Annotated in this window: 18 protein-coding genes and 1 riboswitch; of the genes, 17 read left to right on the top strand and 1 reads right to left on the bottom strand. The window is 40.1% G+C overall.

Annotated features, from left to right (window positions below):
* Nucleotides 1-74 precede the first annotated feature (74 nt).
* From WG905_RS15990 to WG905_RS15940, 11 genes are all read left to right on the top strand, one after another.
* The gene (locus WG905_RS15990) at nucleotides 75-287 is read left to right on the top strand and encodes an AtpZ/AtpI family protein (RefSeq protein WP_339592749.1); all 213 of its coding nucleotides are present in this window, start codon (nucleotides 75-77) and stop codon (nucleotides 285-287) included.
* A gap of 50 nt (nucleotides 288-337) precedes the next feature.
* Nucleotides 338-724, top strand: a complete 387-nt coding sequence (locus tag WG905_RS15985) for a hypothetical protein (protein ID WP_339592748.1) — start codon at nucleotides 338-340, stop codon at nucleotides 722-724.
* Nucleotides 725-741: 17 nt separating this feature from the next.
* Nucleotides 742-1872, top strand: coding sequence for a F0F1 ATP synthase subunit A (gene atpB / locus WG905_RS15980; RefSeq protein ID WP_339592747.1), 1131 nt, complete (start codon nucleotides 742-744; stop codon nucleotides 1870-1872).
* A 37-nt stretch (nucleotides 1873-1909) separates the two neighbouring features.
* The gene (gene atpE / locus WG905_RS15975) at nucleotides 1910-2119 is read left to right on the top strand and encodes an ATP synthase F0 subunit C (protein WP_339592908.1); all 210 of its coding nucleotides are present in this window, start codon (nucleotides 1910-1912) and stop codon (nucleotides 2117-2119) included.
* A 72-nt stretch (nucleotides 2120-2191) separates the two neighbouring features.
* On the top strand, nucleotides 2192-2686 hold the full coding sequence (gene atpF / locus WG905_RS15970; protein ID WP_339592746.1) for a F0F1 ATP synthase subunit B: 495 nt from the start codon (nucleotides 2192-2194) through the stop codon (nucleotides 2684-2686).
* 28 nt (nucleotides 2687-2714) lie between these two features.
* Nucleotides 2715-3263 carry an ATP synthase F1 subunit delta gene (gene atpH, locus WG905_RS15965; protein ID WP_339592745.1) on the top strand — a complete coding sequence of 183 codons (549 nt, stop codon included), beginning with the start codon at nucleotides 2715-2717 and terminating at the stop codon, nucleotides 3261-3263.
* A 53-nt stretch (nucleotides 3264-3316) separates the two neighbouring features.
* Nucleotides 3317-4891: a F0F1 ATP synthase subunit alpha gene (gene atpA, locus WG905_RS15960; protein ID WP_339592744.1), complete on the top strand. Its 1575-nt coding sequence runs from the start codon at nucleotides 3317-3319 to the stop codon at nucleotides 4889-4891.
* A gap of 26 nt (nucleotides 4892-4917) precedes the next feature.
* A complete protein-coding gene (gene atpG / locus WG905_RS15955; RefSeq protein WP_339592743.1) occupies nucleotides 4918-5796 on the top strand; it encodes an ATP synthase F1 subunit gamma in 879 nt (292 codons plus the stop codon).
* Nucleotides 5797-5973: 177 nt separating this feature from the next.
* On the top strand, nucleotides 5974-6189 hold the full coding sequence (locus tag WG905_RS15950; protein WP_339592742.1) for a hypothetical protein: 216 nt from the start codon (nucleotides 5974-5976) through the stop codon (nucleotides 6187-6189).
* Nucleotides 6190-6398: 209 nt separating this feature from the next.
* Nucleotides 6399-6587: riboswitch (cobalamin riboswitch) on the top strand.
* A 173-nt stretch (nucleotides 6588-6760) separates the two neighbouring features.
* Nucleotides 6761-9088 (top strand): 5-methyltetrahydropteroyltriglutamate--homocysteine S-methyltransferase, encoded by a 2328-nt coding sequence (gene metE / locus WG905_RS15945; protein WP_339592741.1) that lies wholly within the window; start codon nucleotides 6761-6763, stop codon nucleotides 9086-9088.
* A gap of 43 nt (nucleotides 9089-9131) precedes the next feature.
* Complete coding sequence (locus tag WG905_RS15940) at nucleotides 9132-9518, top strand: acyl-CoA thioesterase (protein WP_339592740.1); 387 nt, start codon at nucleotides 9132-9134, stop codon at nucleotides 9516-9518.
* Between the two features lie 85 nt (nucleotides 9519-9603).
* Here the strand turns inward: WG905_RS15940 and ruvC are convergent, their stop codons facing one another.
* Nucleotides 9604-10167, bottom strand: a complete 564-nt coding sequence (gene ruvC / locus WG905_RS15935; RefSeq protein WP_339592739.1) for a crossover junction endodeoxyribonuclease RuvC — start codon at nucleotides 10165-10167, stop codon at nucleotides 9604-9606.
* 42 nt (nucleotides 10168-10209) lie between these two features.
* Here ruvC and WG905_RS15930 point away from each other — a divergent pair, with 42 nt between their 5' ends.
* From WG905_RS15930 to gcvT, 6 genes are read left to right on the top strand one after another with little or no spacing between them, the layout of a single operon-like run.
* Nucleotides 10210-11187: a hypothetical protein gene (locus WG905_RS15930; protein ID WP_339592738.1), complete on the top strand. Its 978-nt coding sequence runs from the start codon at nucleotides 10210-10212 to the stop codon at nucleotides 11185-11187.
* A complete protein-coding gene (locus WG905_RS15925; protein WP_339592737.1) occupies nucleotides 11165-12295 on the top strand; it encodes a glycosyltransferase family 2 protein in 1131 nt (376 codons plus the stop codon). The genes WG905_RS15930 and WG905_RS15925 overlap by 23 nt, the downstream gene beginning before the upstream one ends.
* A complete protein-coding gene (locus WG905_RS15920) occupies nucleotides 12292-13386 on the top strand; it encodes an ABC transporter permease (protein WP_339592736.1) in 1095 nt (364 codons plus the stop codon). Before WG905_RS15925 ends, WG905_RS15920 begins: the two co-directional genes overlap by 4 nt.
* Nucleotides 13387-13416: 30 nt before the next feature.
* On the top strand, nucleotides 13417-14028 hold the full coding sequence (gene rnhB, locus WG905_RS15915) for a ribonuclease HII (protein WP_339592735.1): 612 nt from the start codon (nucleotides 13417-13419) through the stop codon (nucleotides 14026-14028).
* Between the two features lie 22 nt (nucleotides 14029-14050).
* Nucleotides 14051-15247: a glycosyltransferase family 4 protein gene (locus WG905_RS15910; RefSeq protein WP_339592734.1), complete on the top strand. Its 1197-nt coding sequence runs from the start codon at nucleotides 14051-14053 to the stop codon at nucleotides 15245-15247.
* Between the two features lie 38 nt (nucleotides 15248-15285).
* Complete coding sequence (gene gcvT / locus WG905_RS15905; protein ID WP_339592733.1) at nucleotides 15286-16365, top strand: glycine cleavage system aminomethyltransferase GcvT; 1080 nt, start codon at nucleotides 15286-15288, stop codon at nucleotides 16363-16365.
* Nucleotides 16366-16382 lie beyond the last annotated feature (17 nt).

Raw genomic sequence — 16382 nt, 5'->3', positions numbered from 1 at the left:
AACAAAAATATTTTATTCATCTATCAATTGCTAAGGAATTGCATTATTTTTATGAATCAACAAGGAAAGAACCTATGGAAGAAAAAGAAGATAACAAAGCCGGTAGTTTCATTAAATATTCTGCCATTGGCTTTCAAATGTTGGTCACCATAGGGCTGTTTGCCTTTATTGGGCACAAGCTGGATGAAAATCGGCAAAGCAACAAGCCAATCTTAACCGCCATTTTCAGTGTTTTTGGGGTGTTTATAGCACTATACCAGGTTATTAAACAGTTAAATAAAAAATAAGCAAGGGCTTACCACAGGTATTTTTATACTTTTGTAAAAAGTATATCGATTTGAGTCTAAGCAAGTTTACCCTGAGTTACCTTTTGTATTGTTTTGTATTGGGCCTTATCGCCTGGTATTTACCTTCACTATTCCCTAATGAAACCATTTTAGTTCCCCAATTCTGGCTGGTATTTGGTTTTCTGGGGAGTATCACTTTTATCGCCTACCTGATCGCCGCAAGGGGCATAAAAAGAAACCCCGAAACAGGAATTATGGCCATTATGGGATCCATTGCTTTGAAGATGCTTTTCTCTATGGCTTTTGTGCTGATTTACAGCCTGAAAAGCACTGGAAGCGGCTTTGTTTTCGTGCTGAACTTTTTTTCTTTATATTTATTGTTTAGCTTCTTTGAAATATACTGTTTGTTACGTAACTTGCGCCACCAAAATAAATAGTAAAAATCTGCGAGTAAATGGATTGTAACCACGTTTTTGATATTAAAGTAAAAAGGTTAGTTGTTGTTTTTGCGCTTTTTCTAGCGTTTTTTTCTGTTACATCCTCTGCTTTTGCGCAATTGGATACCTTACAGGCAACAGGTAATACTCCTGCTGAGCCTGAGGGCAAGAAAAAGTTTGATATCGGTAAGTTTGCCCTGCATCATATTGCTGATTCACACAGTTGGCATGTTATCGGTGATACTTATATCCCCTTACCGGTGATTCTGTCTACAGAAAATGGTGTTGTTTCTTTCAGCTCAGGTGAATTCCATCATGATGATGATGCTAAAGTTGTTGTGGAAAAAGGCGGTCAAGGCTTTGTTAAATTCCATGAGAAAATATATTATGCATCTGCTACGCCAAATGAAAATGGCCAGTACCTTCAGTTGGACGAAAAACACCACGCTTTAAACGAGCGGCCATTGGATTTCTCCGTCACTAAAAATGTTTGTACCTTAATTTTGTCGGTTGTAGTGCTGCTTACTGTGTTTTTATCAGTAGCAAAATCATACAAAACAAATTACGGCAAATCACCAAAAGGACTTCAGTCCTGGTTAGAGCCACTCATCTTGTTCGTAAGAGATGATATTGCAAAACCAAACCTGGGTCATAAATATGAGCGTTTCATGCCTTATTTGCTTACTGTATTTTTCTTTATCTGGTTTAATAACATGTTGGGTCTGGTTCCCTTCTTACCAGGTGGAGCTAACCTTACCGGTAATATTGCAGTAACCATGATCCTTGCTACCGCAACCTTGTTGATCACTGTATTTAACGGAAATAAATATTACTGGAAACACATTTTTGCACCGGACGTTCCCAAGTTGATGTGGATCGTGATGATCCCGGTAGAGATCGTTGGGATATTCACTAAACCTATCGCCTTAATGATTCGTTTGTTTGCGAACATTACTGCTGGTCACATTTTAGTGTTGTCACTGATCTGTTTGATCTTTGTTTTCAACAGTTTGTATATTGCTCCTGTATCGATTGCCTTTGCTGTGTTCATTTTAGGCATTGAGCTAATGGTAGCTTTTATCCAGGCTTTTATTTTCACCATTTTGTCTGCCTTGTTTATTGGTATGGCAATAGAAGAACACCATTAATAGAATTTTTTAACAACAATTAATATATAAAATCATGATTACAGGAAGTATTGCTGCAATTGGTGCAGGATTAGCTGCGATTGGCGCTGGTCTGGGTATCGGTAAAATTGGTGGTTCCGCAATGGACGGTATTGCTCGTCAACCGGAAGCTGCCAATAAAATCCAAACTGCGATGTTAATCGCTGCTGCCTTCGTTGAGGCTGTTGCGCTTTTCGCAGTAGTAGTTGCCCTAATGGGTAATGGCTAAAAACAAACTTGTACCTGGTTGCAAGACCGGGTACAAATTTTTTAAAAAGAGAACACTAGATATATATAGAAAATGGAATTATTAGTACCTGAAATCGGTTTAGTTATTTTTCAAACAATAGCGTTTTTATTGTTAATGTTTATCTTGGCTAAATTTGCCTGGAAACCAATATTAGCCGCAATTAAAGAACGTGAGCATTCTATCGACGAAGCATTAAACAAAGCTGAACTTGCTAAACAAGAAATGGCTCGTTTAACTGCTCAGAATGAAGATTTAATGAAAACTGCACGTGAAGAGCGCGATTTGATGTTAAAAGAAGCTAAAATGTTGAAAGATAACATCGTTAATGAGGCAAAAACTCAGGCTCAAACTGAGGGTGCTAAATTAATTGAAAAGGCTAAGATTGAAATTGAGAACCAAAAGAAAGCTGCATTATATGAATTAAAAAGCCAGGTTTCCTCGCTTTCAATTGAAATTGCAGAACGCGTATTACGTGGGCAGTTACAGGATAAAACTAAACAGGAAGATTTGGTAGCTGGTCTTTTAAAAGATGTTGAATTAAACTAATTGCATCAATTAGCTAAATAAGATTAAAATGTCAGAAAATAAAGCAGCATCAAGATACGCTAAATCGATAATCGATCTTTCTATAGAAACTAAATCTCTGGAAGAGGTGAAAAGCGATATGGCTTTAGTTTCTAAAGTGATTGGTGAGAATTCACAATTAGAAGCCATCCTAAATAACCCTATCGTTCCAATAGATAAAAAAGCCGGTATTTTGGCGGATTTGTTTCTAGGTAAGGTGCATCCCATTAGCAGTTCATTCATGAAGTTAATGGTTAATAAAGGCCGTTCTGCTATTGTTTACTCAGCCGCTAAACAGGTTGTTACTCAATATAATGATTTGAAAGGGATTGTAACTGCAGATGTGACTTCTGCAACAGCCCTTACTGCCGAAAGCAGAGCAGAAATCATCGCTATTGTTAAAAAAGAGATTGGTGCTAACGAGGTTATTCTTAAAGAAAAGGTTGATGACGACCTGATAGGTGGTTTCATTCTGAAAGTTGAAGACAAACAATTCGACGCAAGTATTGCAGGCGGATTAAATAAATTAAAAAAGGAATTTGCCCTGAGTGGGTTTTAATTCTGATATAGATAAGATAAAAATTTACTGATTTACAATATAAAATATAAATTATGGTAGAGGTAAGACCAGACGAAGTATCGGCAATTATCAGGCAACAATTGTCGGGCTTTAAATCAGAAGCTGAACTGGAAGAAGTAGGTACCGTATTACAAGTTGGTGATGGTATTGCCCGCGTATATGGTTTAACTAAAGTTCAGTCAGGTGAGCTTGTTGAATTCGAAAGCGGTTTACAAGGTATCGTATTGAACCTTGAAGAAGATAATGTTGGTGTCGTTTTGTTAGGTCCTTATGACAAGATCAAAGAAGGTGACACAATAAAGAGAACTAAGAAAATTGCCTCCATCCTTGTTGGTGAAGGTATGTTGGGTCGTGTAGTGAATACTTTAGGTGAGCCTATCGATGGTAAAGGACCTATTTTAGGCCAAACCTACGAAATGCCGATCGAACGTAAAGCTCCCGGAGTAATTTTCCGTCAGCCAGTTAACGAGCCTTTACAAACAGGTATTAAAGCGATCGATGCGATGATCCCTATCGGACGTGGTCAGCGTGAGTTGGTTATTGGTGACCGTCAGACTGGTAAATCTGCCGTTTGTATTGATACCATTATTAATCAAAAAGAATTTTACGAAGCAGGTAATCCTGTTTTATGTATATATGTTGCTTGTGGTCAAAAAGCAAGTACAGTAGCAAACGTTGTTCGTACTTTAGAAGAGAACGGTGCAATGGCTTATACTGTTGTTGTTTCAGCTACTGCGGCGGATCCTGCTCCATTACAATTTTATGCGCCTTTCTCTGGTGCTGCAATTGGTGAGTACTTCCGTGATACTGGTCGCCCGGCTTTAATTGTTTATGATGATTTATCTAAACAAGCTGTTGCTTACCGCGAGGTTTCTTTATTACTTCGTCGTCCACCGGGTCGTGAGGCTTATCCTGGAGACGTTTTCTACCTTCACAGTCGTTTATTGGAACGTGCTGCAAAAATCAACCAGAATGATGATATCGCTCGTAACATGAACGATTTACCAGAGTCGTTGAAAGGTATCGTAAAAGGTGGTGGTTCATTAACGGCATTGCCGATTATTGAAACACAAGCTGGTGACGTATCTGCATATATTCCGACTAACGTAATTTCGATTACCGACGGACAGATCTTCCTGGAGTCTAACTTGTTTAACGCAGGTGTTCGTCCGGCTATTAACGTAGGTATTTCGGTATCACGTGTAGGTGGTAATGCACAAATCAAGTCAATGAAAAAGGTAGCTGGTACATTAAAATTAGACCAGGCACAATACCGTGAGTTAGAGGCTTTCTCTAAATTCGGATCTGATCTTGATGCGGCAACTAAATCAGTATTGGACAAAGGAGCACGTAACGTGGAGATCCTTAAGCAAGGCCAGTTTTCTCCTTTATCAGTCGAGAAACAAGTTGCTATTGTTTACATTGGTACTAAAAACTTAATGCGTTCAGTTCCTGTAAACAAGATCAGAGAATTTGAAGCAGAATACTTACAACAGTTAGAAATGCGTCATCCAGAAACTTTAGCTGCTTTAAAAGCAGGTAAATTGGAAGATAGTGTAACTGGTGTATTAGAAAAAGTGGCTAAAGAACTAGCAGGTAAATACTAGGTTACTCTGGCAGAAGATTAAAAAGAATGGCTAATTTAAAAGAAGTAAGAATACGTATAGCGTCGGTACAGTCTACCCAACAGATCACCAAAGCCATGAAAATGGTTTCGGCTGCCAAGTTGAAGCGTGCCACCAATGCTATTATACAATTACGTCCCTACGCTACAAAACTTAAAGATATCCTAGGAAATCTTTCTGCTAGTCTGGAAGGATCTTCCTCACCCTACACACAGGAGCGTGAGCCTAATAAGGTGTTAATTGTAGTAGTATCTTCTAACCGTGGGTTAGCAGGTGCTTTTAACATGAACGTGATTAAAGCTGCAAATAACCTGATCGCTGATAAATACAGTGAGCAGTTTGCAAAGGGCAATGTGAGCATTGCGGCTATCGGTAAGAAATCTCAGGATTTTTTTGAAAGACGCAATTACAAAGTTATCGGAAACAATAACAGTGTATATGCTGACCTCAGCTTTGAGAACGTAACTAAAATTACTGACGCCATCATGGCTGGTTTCAAAAAAGGTGATTTTGATAAGGTAGAGGTAATCTATAACCGCTTTAAAAATGCAGCAGTTCAATTTGTAACTACAGAACAATTGCTGCCACTTCCAAAAGCTGAGATCAGTGCCACCACTGCCGCTAATACAGATTACATTCTGGAGCCTTCTCAAGAAGAAATTGTTGAACAATTGATTCCTAAGTCGATCAAAATTCAGTTGTTTAAAGCCCTGTTAGATTCACATGCATCAGAACACGGTGCAAGGATGACTTCCATGGATAAAGCAACAGAGAACGCTGGTGACCTGTTAAAGGCCTTGAAACTTTCCTATAACCAGGCTCGTCAGGCAGCGATTACCACAGAACTTTCTGAGATCGTGAGTGGTGCTGCAGCATTAAACGGATAATTGTAAATCATGATATTAAAGCCTTTATCCTTTTTGGATAAGGGCTTTTTTAATGTTAGCGTGGCAATAGCCGAAAGGGCTGTCAGCACAAAGGCTGCCGTCCTTAAAAACTTATTAAAGATTATGCTTTTTTAAGGAATTAATATTTATTTTTGTACATTATATAAAAAACTTATTATGGATCATACACCAAAACACAATACAGAAAGCATGAAGAGAGCTAATGATGACTCTATTTATAAATTATTAGTTGTTGGTATCATTGTCGCTATGGTTGGCGTTTTCATTCGGTTTGCAGGTGATTCTTCAATTTTATCTATCATTAGCTGGGTAATTTTATTCGTAGGTGCATTTATTTGCTGCAAAGCTGTATTCAAAATATTAGAATCTTAGTACTATAGTATACATATCAAAAGAGATGATACACCTCAAAAAGGGTATCCAAATAAATTTGGATACCCTTTTTTTTACCTCCATATTTTGAGGTGTTTTTCCTAAGCCTTTTTAGTAGGCTCGTTCGTTCAAGGACCGTGAATTACTACAATACTTGTCGTACTTTCATTTTTTAAACTATATTTGGCATATAAGTTCTTTACTTTATTTCATCATCAACCGGTAATGGTTTTGCTTAATTGTAGATTAAAAGGGAATCGTGTGTAAATCACGAACTGTCGCGCAACTGTAAGTAACACATCAAGTTTTTACTATTCATAACCACTGTTCTGAAGCAGAATGGGAAGGTTTGTAAAAACGTTACAAGTCAGGAGACCTGCCTATACCGAATTGACAATGCTTTCGCGATTTGAAGCTTGGTCAGGTTTTTATGCGTTTTAATGCCGTTTTAATTCTTCAAGGAAGATATGCGCTTTAATAAGCTAAATAGCTGCTGTTTTGAATTCGTGTGCATTGCGAAATCCGGCAAAAGAGCTTTTAACAGATTATTAATCTTTAAAAGTTTAAAAAAATGCTAACAAACAATCTTGGTTACCCGCGCATTGGTAACAACAGAGAACTCAAAAAAGCCTGCGAGCAATATTGGTCAGGCAAATCATCCCTTCAAAACGTGGAACAGGTGGCCCGGGAAATCCGTAAACACAACTGGTTATTACAGCAGGAGGCAGGTATAGATCTTATTCCATCCAACGACTTTTCATTTTATGACCAGGTATTGGACATGTCCCTTACAGTAGGAGCAATTCCTGTGCGATACCATGAGGTGATTTTGAATGGCTCCAATAAAGAGCTGGATCTTTATTTTGCCATGGCCAGGGGCTATCAAAAAGACGGACTGGATATCATCGCCATGGAAATGACCAAGTGGTTTGATACCAATTACCATTACATCGTTCCTGAATTTTATAAAGACCAGCAGTTTAAACTCTTTTCTAACAAAATCGTGGATGAGTTTGATGAATCAAAGCGGTTAGGAATCCCGACTAAACCAGTGGTGATCGGCCCCATTACTTACCTGTTGTTAGGAAAAGAAAAAGAACAAGGCTTTCACAGGATCTCACTGATCAAAAACTTATTGCCTGTGTATATCCAGCTATTGCAGCAATTATCAGAACGAAAGGTAGAATGGATACAGTTTGACGAACCTTTTCTGGTAATGGATTTAACGGAAGAAGAAAAAAAGGCCTATGCTTTTGTTTACAAAGAAATCCGACGTCTTTTTCCCGCTATCAAAGTGATGATAGCTACCTATTTTGAGGGCCTGAGGGATAATCTAGTGATGGCACTTTCTTTACCTGTACATGCTTTACATGTAGATCTGGTCCGTTGCCCCGAACAATTGGACGCTATCCTGGAAGCCATTCCGCTGCAAATGAAACTGTCCATTGGTGTGGTAGATGGCAGAAACGTCTGGAAGGCCGATTATGAACACCTATTAAGTTTTATCAACCAGGCGACTTCGAAATTAGGGCAGGAGCGTATCATCATATCACCATCCTGTTCATTACTCCATTCGCCATGTGATTTGGCGTCAGAGGCAGGGAATGAGCCTGTAATGAATGAAATAAAGCAGTGGCTTTCCTTTGCTAAACAGAAAATCGAAGAGGTCGTTACCCTGCGTGACTTGATTACCCAAAGTGATCAGCCACAGGTGCAGGAAAAACGTCATCAAAACACCACTACAAATAACAATCGCAGGTGCTCGGCGCTTATACATAAAGCGTCCGTACAACAACGTGTGGCTGCTGGAACTGCAACCAATAGCCTGCGGTTAAGTCCTTTTGCAAAGAGGAAGGTTATACAACAGCAAAGTCTTCAGCTTCCCTTATTTCCAACGACCACCATTGGGTCTTTTCCACAAACAGCAGAAGTGAGAAGCTGGCGAACAAAACTTAAAAACGGACAGCTCAACCAGGAAGCTTATGAACAATTGATTGAAAAAGAAACGACTGAAACCATCCGTTTCCAAGAAGAAATTGGTTTAGATGTATTGGTTCATGGAGAATTCGAAAGGAACGACATGGTGGAATATTTCGGTGAAAAGCTCGATGGCTTTGCCTTTACCAAATTTGGCTGGGTACAAAGTTATGGTAGTAGGTGTGTAAAACCACCGATTATTTTTGGTGATGTATCCCGCCAGCAGCCGATGACGGTCAGGTGGTCGGCATTTGCGCAATCATTGACTACAAAGTTGGTTAAAGGAATGCTTACGGGACCTGTAACCATCTTACAGTGGTCATTTGTAAGAAATGATCAATCACGTGCACAAACTTGCCAGCAAATAGCCTTTGCTATTCGGGATGAGGTCACAGACCTGGAAAAAGCCGGGATTAAAATCATACAAATTGATGAACCTGCCATTCGTGAAGGACTGCCTTTGCGGAAAGCGGATTGGGAAGCCTACTTGCAATGGGCTGTCAATGCCTTCAAAATTTCGGCAAGTGCTGTGCAGGATACCACGCAGATTCATACACACATGTGTTATTCAGAATTCAATGACATCATCAGGCATATTGCGGAGATGGATGCAGATGTGATCACCATTGAATGCTCACGTTCACAAATGGAGCTACTGGATGCTTTTTCAGCCTTTAATTACCCAAATGAAATAGGACCGGGGGTTTATGATATCCACTCACCAAGGGTGCCTTCTAGCAAAGAAATGGTGTTTTTATTGGAAAAAGCGCGTGCAGTAATTCCAGATGAACAGTTATGGGTTAACCCTGACTGTGGCTTAAAAACACGGCATTGGGAAGAAACCAAATTCGCGCTAATTGAAATGGTGAAAGCCGCTAAATCCTTACGGAAATCTGTTCATGTTGAGCTCCCAATAGCCTAATTTTGTAATTTTTAATTCGTCCTAAAGGATATATCAACATTACATGACTATAGAAGAAAAGATAAAAGCAGCAGAGACCAGGATTTTTAAAGCTGTGTTCCCCAATACGACCAATCACTATGATACCCTCTTCGGTGGAACGGCAATGCACCTCATGGATGAAGTTGCATTTATTACGGCAACTGGCTTTAGTCGCCAGGTAATGGTTACGGTAAGCAGCGATCGGATTGACTTTAAGAAACCTATCCCCGCAGGAACGATCATTGAACTGGTTGGTGTAGTTTCCCATATCGGTAATACCAGTTTAAAGGTGAAGGTGGATATATACATTGAACAAATGTATTCTCAAGTTCGTGAAAAAGCGGTAACTGGAGAGTTCTCCTTTGTGGCAATGGATGAGAACAAAAAGCCAACAGCGATATTGAAGTAAATAACACTATTTTAACATGTGTTATTGAATGTTAAGCATGATTACACAGTGTTCGATGGTATCGGCACTGTGTAATTATTGTTACTTATTTTACCCGCTTCTGGTTATCCTTTACGAAAGATTCCCACCCGGAGTAAGCTTTCCCCTTGCCACTTGTGCTTACCCGTTGAAAAGAATGGCATACAGCCACTGCCAAACCATCTGTAGCATCTAAAAATTCAGGTGTTTCTTTAAAGTTGAGCAGCCTTTGCAGCATTGCCGCCACCTGTTCTTTACCTGCGCTACCATTACCTGTAATACTTTGCTTGATTTTTCTTGGCGCATATTCCGTTACCGGGATATTTCTCGATAACGCCGCTGCCATGGCAATGCCTTGCGCGCGACCTAGTTTCAACATCACCTGGATATTTTTGCCGTAGAACGGTGCCTCAATCGCTAGAACATCTGGCTTAAACTCATCAAGAAGGATAATAGTTTTCTCGAATATCCGCTGCAGCTTCAAAAAGTGATCATCCAGGTGCTCCATCCGGACAATCCCCATTGTTATCAATTCAATCTTACTGCCCTTTTCCAATATTGCCCCGTAGCCCATTACAGCTGTGCCGGGATCAATCCCCAGGATAACCCTTTCCTTTTTTTCCGCCAACATAGAACAATATTAAGCATATTTGCAGACAGTAAAAGTAAAAATTTGACAAGCACGCATAAAAAGCTATTCTCCCATACCCTAAAAATTGCAATTGTAGTCTTTGCATTTTGGTTTATCTATGAAAAGCTGAGCACCAATAACGATTTAAAGGAGTTTATGCTGATGTTGGAAAACATCCCACGTCTTGAAATTATCAGCGTGCTTACCTTGATAGGGGTGTTGATGTTGCTGAACTGGGGCCTGGAGGCAGTAAAATGGAAAAGACTGGTGCAGAGTATAGAAAGCATAAGTCTCTGGCGTTCTATTGAATCGGTTTTTTGTGGCCTGACCTGGGCAATATTTACCCCCAACCGCTTAGGTGAATATGGAGGTAGGGTGTTCTTTTTATCACCCAAAAGGCGCATCATTGGGGTAATTGCCATGGCTGTGGGTAATATCGGACAACTCGTGCTCACCAATGTATTTGGCTCCATTGCTGTCTGCATGTTCGTTTACCGATTTAATTTGCTTCAGCCAGAGCTTTTCCTTGCCTTGTGTGCTTTTGCTACTGTTTTCTGTTTGTTCTTCCTGATTTTGTTTTTTAATATCAAATGGTTGAATGGCATCCTGTTGTCGATCCGGTGGACAAGGAAATACCAGCGTTTTTACAAAGTACTGGCCCGTTATAAAAAGTTGGAATTGTTAAAAATACTGCTTTTTTGCCTGGCGAGGTATGTGGTATTCAGTACGCAATATTTTGTCATGTTTTATTGGCTCATCCCTGATCTGCATCCTCCTGATATAGTGATGATGGTTTGTATCCTATTATTCGTACAATCTGCTTTGCCGTCATTGGATATCTTCGATATCGGTATCAGGAGCGTTACTGCCTTGTTCTTTTTTAAATATGTTACTGATCAAAACTCGGCTGTTGTGGCTTGTACTGCTAGTATATGGCTGATAAATATTATAATTCCTGCTATATTAGGCTCATATTTTGTTTTTAAACTTAACTTTTTTGGAAATACTCAACGTAACTAGTTACATATCTGCTTTTTTAACGCTCTTGTATGTGTTGGTTTTGCTCTACCTGGTTCGGGGATGGCAACAGCTACGATCGTATCAGCCCCATTTAAAGTCTGGCAAAATAGCGGTAAGCATCATTGTTGCCGCAAGGAACGAAGAGGAGAATATTGCTAAAACTATAGAAGACATCCTGGCTCAGGACTACGATCCTGCATTGATGGAAGTTATATTTATCGATGACCATTCTACCGATCAAACGGCGGCTATCATTTCCCGCTACCCGAGGGTCAAACTGATCAGTCTTCAGGAAAAAATCACCATCAATTCCTATAAAAAGAAAGCAATTGAAACTGCCATCGGTGGTGCTTCAGGAACATTGATCATCACCACTGATGCCGATTGCAGGATGGGGCAGAATTGGTTAAAAACAATAGTAAGCTATTACGAAGAGAACGATTATAAAATGATTTCTTCGCCCGTATTGTATGAAGCTGAGCAAAACTTTTTTGAAAGGGCACAGTCCCTTGAGTTCATGTGCCTCATTGGATTGGGGGCTTCTACTATTGGCAACAACAAACCTTCCACCTGTAATGGTGCCAACCTGACCTATGAAAGGGCTGCTTTTTATGAAGTGGGTGGTTTTAAAGGTATCGATGACCTGGCTTCGGGTGATGACGAACTGCTGCTCCATAAAATGGCCGCGCGTTACGGCAACAAAATAGGTTTCCTTAAAAATTATGCTGCCGTTGTTTTTACACAAGCAAAACCTAATTTGTCGGAGTTTATACAACAGCGCAAACGATGGGCTTCCAAAAGTACCCGTTATAAAAACAAGTCAATTATTGTGCTTGGGGTTTTTGTATGGCTGTTTAACCTGAGTATTGTCTTCAATCTGCTTGCCGGATTATTCATTGCCGGGCTTTTTAAAATCGCATTAATACAGTTATTCTTGAAGATTACCGTAGAATTTATATTTTTATGGGATGTTACCAAATTTGCAAAAAGGAGGGAGCTCTTACCTATATTACCTATACTAAACCTCATGCATATTATCTACATTATTTATATTGGTGTTGCCGGAAATTCTGGAAAGTACAACTGGAAGGGAAGAATGGTAAAATGAGTAAAAGCGGTTTTAGTCCATCCCAAAAGATCTGGAGAAAATTCAAAAAGAACAAACTTGCCTTTGGGGGCATGCTCTTTATTTTATTGATGGTGGTCATGGGTGTTGCTGGCTACTTAATTACGCCAGATCAAACCCCAATGGCCAATACCATGCATTTACAGCTGAGTAATAAAAAACCTGGCCGTAGCTTCGACTTTCTCATCATCAGCAGGAACCCGAAAGTACAGCAGGTGAACATTTTTGAAAAGATGTTATTTGGCCAGGAAAGCAATTTTAAAAGTATCCCCATCACGGCGCACCGCACTGTTGGAAACACCGTATTTGCCAGAGAATACATTGGTGATGATGAACAGGCTGAAGAAACAGCCTTTTCATTAGTTTCGGGTAAAAATGTCTACCAGCAAACATTTTGGCTTGGTACGGATATGTATGGCCGCGATATGTTGAGCCGCCTGATTTTAGGTATCCGTGTTTCGTTGTCTGTAGGTTTAATGGCGGTGTTGATTTCCTTATTTATTGGTATAAGCCTCGGTGCTATCTCCGGTTATTTCGGTGGTAAAGTTGATGCAGCCATCAGCTGGTTGATGAACGTGATTTGGTCCCTGCCTTCGCTATTGCTTGTTATCGCTATTTCTTTCGCCCTTGGTAAAGGATTCTGGCAAATATTTATTGCTGTAGGCTTATCTACCTGGGTAGATGTTGCGCGTTTAGTCCGCGGACAAGTCATGGCTTTAAAGGAAGTAGAATTTGTAGAGGCTTCCAAGGCTTTGGGTTTTTCGACGCCCCGGATCATCGTGAAACATATTCTCCCTAATATTGCAGGGCCGATTTTAGTCGTTGCTTCAGCGAACTTTGCTTCTGCTATTATTCTCGAATCGGGCTTAAGCTTTTTAGGTTTCGGCGCACAGCCGCCTATGCCTAGCTGGGGAGGGATGATCAAGGAACATTATGGCTATATCATTATGGATGCTGCTTATTTGGCGGTTTTGCCTGGTATGGCGATCATGCTTACCGTGTATGCTTTCAATTTGCTGGCCATCGGACTGCGGGATGCATTTGATGTAAAATCTCAGAATGTGACGGTTTAGTTTCTATCGTATTTTTCTATCTTTGCCGCTATGTTATTGAACTGCTACCAGGAAGAGTTTTTAGAAGCGGGCTGTGATGAAGCTGGGAGAGGTTGTTTAGCCGGACCTGTTTTTGCAGCCGCAGTTATTTTACCCAAAGATTTTATAGCTGGCGAATTAACAGACTCTAAAATGCTGAAGCACCAGCAGCGCGAGGAGTTAAGGATTATCATAGAAAGAGAAGCAATTTGCTGGGCAGTAGCCGCTGTTGACAACGTAGAGATCGATCAGATCAATATCTTAAATGCTTCTTTCCTGGCCATGCACCGTGCCATTGAAAAACTGAGTATCAGGCCGCAGTACCTCAGTATAGATGGTAACAGGTTTAAGGCCTACCCCGAAATTCCTCATTCCTGCATCATCAAAGGGGATGGTAAATACCTCAATATTGCTGCCGCTTCCATCTTAGCAAAAACCCATCGTGATGAATATATGGTGAAGCTTGGTCAAGAGTTTCCATTATATGAATGGCACCAGAATAAAGGTTATCCAACCATTGTACACCGCAATGCGTCGCTCAGTTATGGTTTAACGCCTTATCACCGAAAAAGCTTCAACATCAGTGACCCCCAATTAAATCTGTTTGAAAATACTGAAGGATAATTAGTATTTTCACTTATTGAAAGTGCTCATACTTACATATCGCGTCCCTTTTCCACCCAATAGTGGCTATCCCATCGTGGTTTATAATACGGTGAAGGGCTTGCTTAAATTGGGTGTCGACGTTACTATCTTTAGCATGAACACCAATAAAAACCGCATAGATGTAGAAGATATCTATGACCCGGTTTTTGAAAGCATCAAATTTCATACGCAGGAAATCAATACAGATGCTAATTTCTGGGCCATGCTCCTTAATATTTTTTCAAATGAATCTTATAATGTTTCCAGATATTACAGCGAAGAGGCCGCAAAGCTTTTAGAAAATATACTCCGGGAAAATGAATTCGATATCATTCAGTTCGAAGGCTTGTACGTAGTGCCTTATCTTGATGTGGTTAAAGCGCATAGCAATGCAAAGTTGATCTACAGGGCACACAATATTGTCTTCGACGTTTGGGAGCGCCTTGCTAACAGTGAGCGTTTTATCTTCAGACGGAAGTACCTGGAGTTTCTGGCCCGAAGGTTAAAATCTTATGAAACTGAACAGATCAACAGGTTCCACCAAATATTTGCCATCTCTGAACCTGACCGGCAGAGCATTCTACGCTTTGGCTGTGAAACGAGCCTCGAGGTTTTTCCCGTCGCCCTGGATTTAGATAAGTACACCAATGAACCGGTTAAGTTTGACTTTCCTACTTTGTTTCATTTGGGCGCGATGGATTGGCGGCCAAATAAAGAAGGTTTGGAGTGGTTCCTCAATGAGATATGGCCCGATATTGAAACCTTAAATAGTGAACTTCGTTTCTATATTGCAGGGAAACATATGCAACAACAGTTTTTCGACTATGATTCTGACAATGTGGTGGTGGAGGGTGAAATTTTAGATGCGGTAGAGTTTATCAACTCCAAAGCAATCATGATTGTGCCTTTGTTGTCGGGCAGTGGTATGCGTGTTAAAATTATCGAGGGTATGGCTATGCGTAAATGTATCATTGCGACTACCATGGCTGCAGAAGGTATCAATTGTGAGCATGGAAAAGATATTCTTATTGCGGATACACCGGATGAGTTTTACCGCGCTATTCTTCAATGCATTACCAATCCGGGTAAGTTAATTGAGATCGGTGAAAATGCCAGGAAAACAGCTGAAAAATACCATAATATCAACACCATTTCCAGGAGAATGGTGCAAATTTATCAACAATTAATAAATGCGTAAAATTTGTGTATTTTTGGCCATCATTATAATAAAAAAGCATGAATAATACCGCATTAACAGAGAAACACATTTCATTAGGTGCTAAAATGGTGCCTTTTGCAGGATACAATATGCCTGTTACCTACGAGGGCATCAATGCAGAACACAATACGGTTAGAACTGGCGTTGGTGTTTTTGACGTTAGCCACATGGGTGAGTTTATTGTAAAAGGTGAGAAGGCACTTGATTTGATTCAACGTGTAACCACTAATGATGCCTCAAAACTATATGATGGTAAAATTCAGTACTCCTGTTTCCCAAATGAAGAAGGTGGAATAGTTGATGACTTGCTGGTTTATCGCCTGGACGAAAAAAGCTATATGCTGGTTGTTAATGCGTCTAACATCGAGAAAGATTGGAACTGGATTCAAAAGTTCAATACTGATAATGTGGAAATGCACAATATCTCAGACAAAACTTCTTTATTAGCTATTCAGGGCCCTAAAGCAGCTGAGGCCTTACAAAGCTTAACAGATATCGACCTGGCTTCCATGGAATATTATAATTTCAGAAAAGCGAAATTTGCTGGTGTTGATAATGTGCTTATTTCTGCCACCGGATATACCGGAGCAGGTGGTTTCGAGATTTATTTTGAAAATGAACATGCTCAGACCATCTGGGATGCTATTTTCGAAGCTGGTCAGCCTTTTAATATCAAACCTATCGGATTGGGTGCCCGTGATACTTTGCGTTTAGAAATGGGATTTTGTTTATATGGTAATGATATCGATGATTCAACTTCCCCTTTAGAAGCCGGACTAGGCTGGATTACCAAATTCACCAAAACTTTCACCAATTCTGAGGCTTTGAAAGCGCAGAAAGAAGCCGGTATGCCTAATAAGTTAGTAGGTTTTGAAATGATCGACCGCGGTATTCCACGTCACGGTTATGAAATTGTCGATGCTGAAGGAAGAGTGATCGGAAAGGTAACCTCGGGTACACAATCGCCCTCTTTACAGAAAGCCATCGGTATGGGGTATGTAGAGAAGGAATTCGCTAAAGAGGGTACGGAGCTTTATATCCTGATCCGCAATACGAAGATTAAAGCTAAAGTTGTTAAATTTCCTTTCTATAAATAAACGGTCAGTAAACCTAG

Origin of the sequence: Pedobacter immunditicola (assembly GCF_037482985.1) — a bacterium.
In the GTDB taxonomy this organism is placed as follows: Bacteria; Bacteroidota; Bacteroidia; order Sphingobacteriales; family Sphingobacteriaceae; genus Pedobacter; species Pedobacter immunditicola.
Note: the sequence above shows the minus strand (reverse complement) of the source record. Positions and strands in the feature narration are given on the sequence as shown.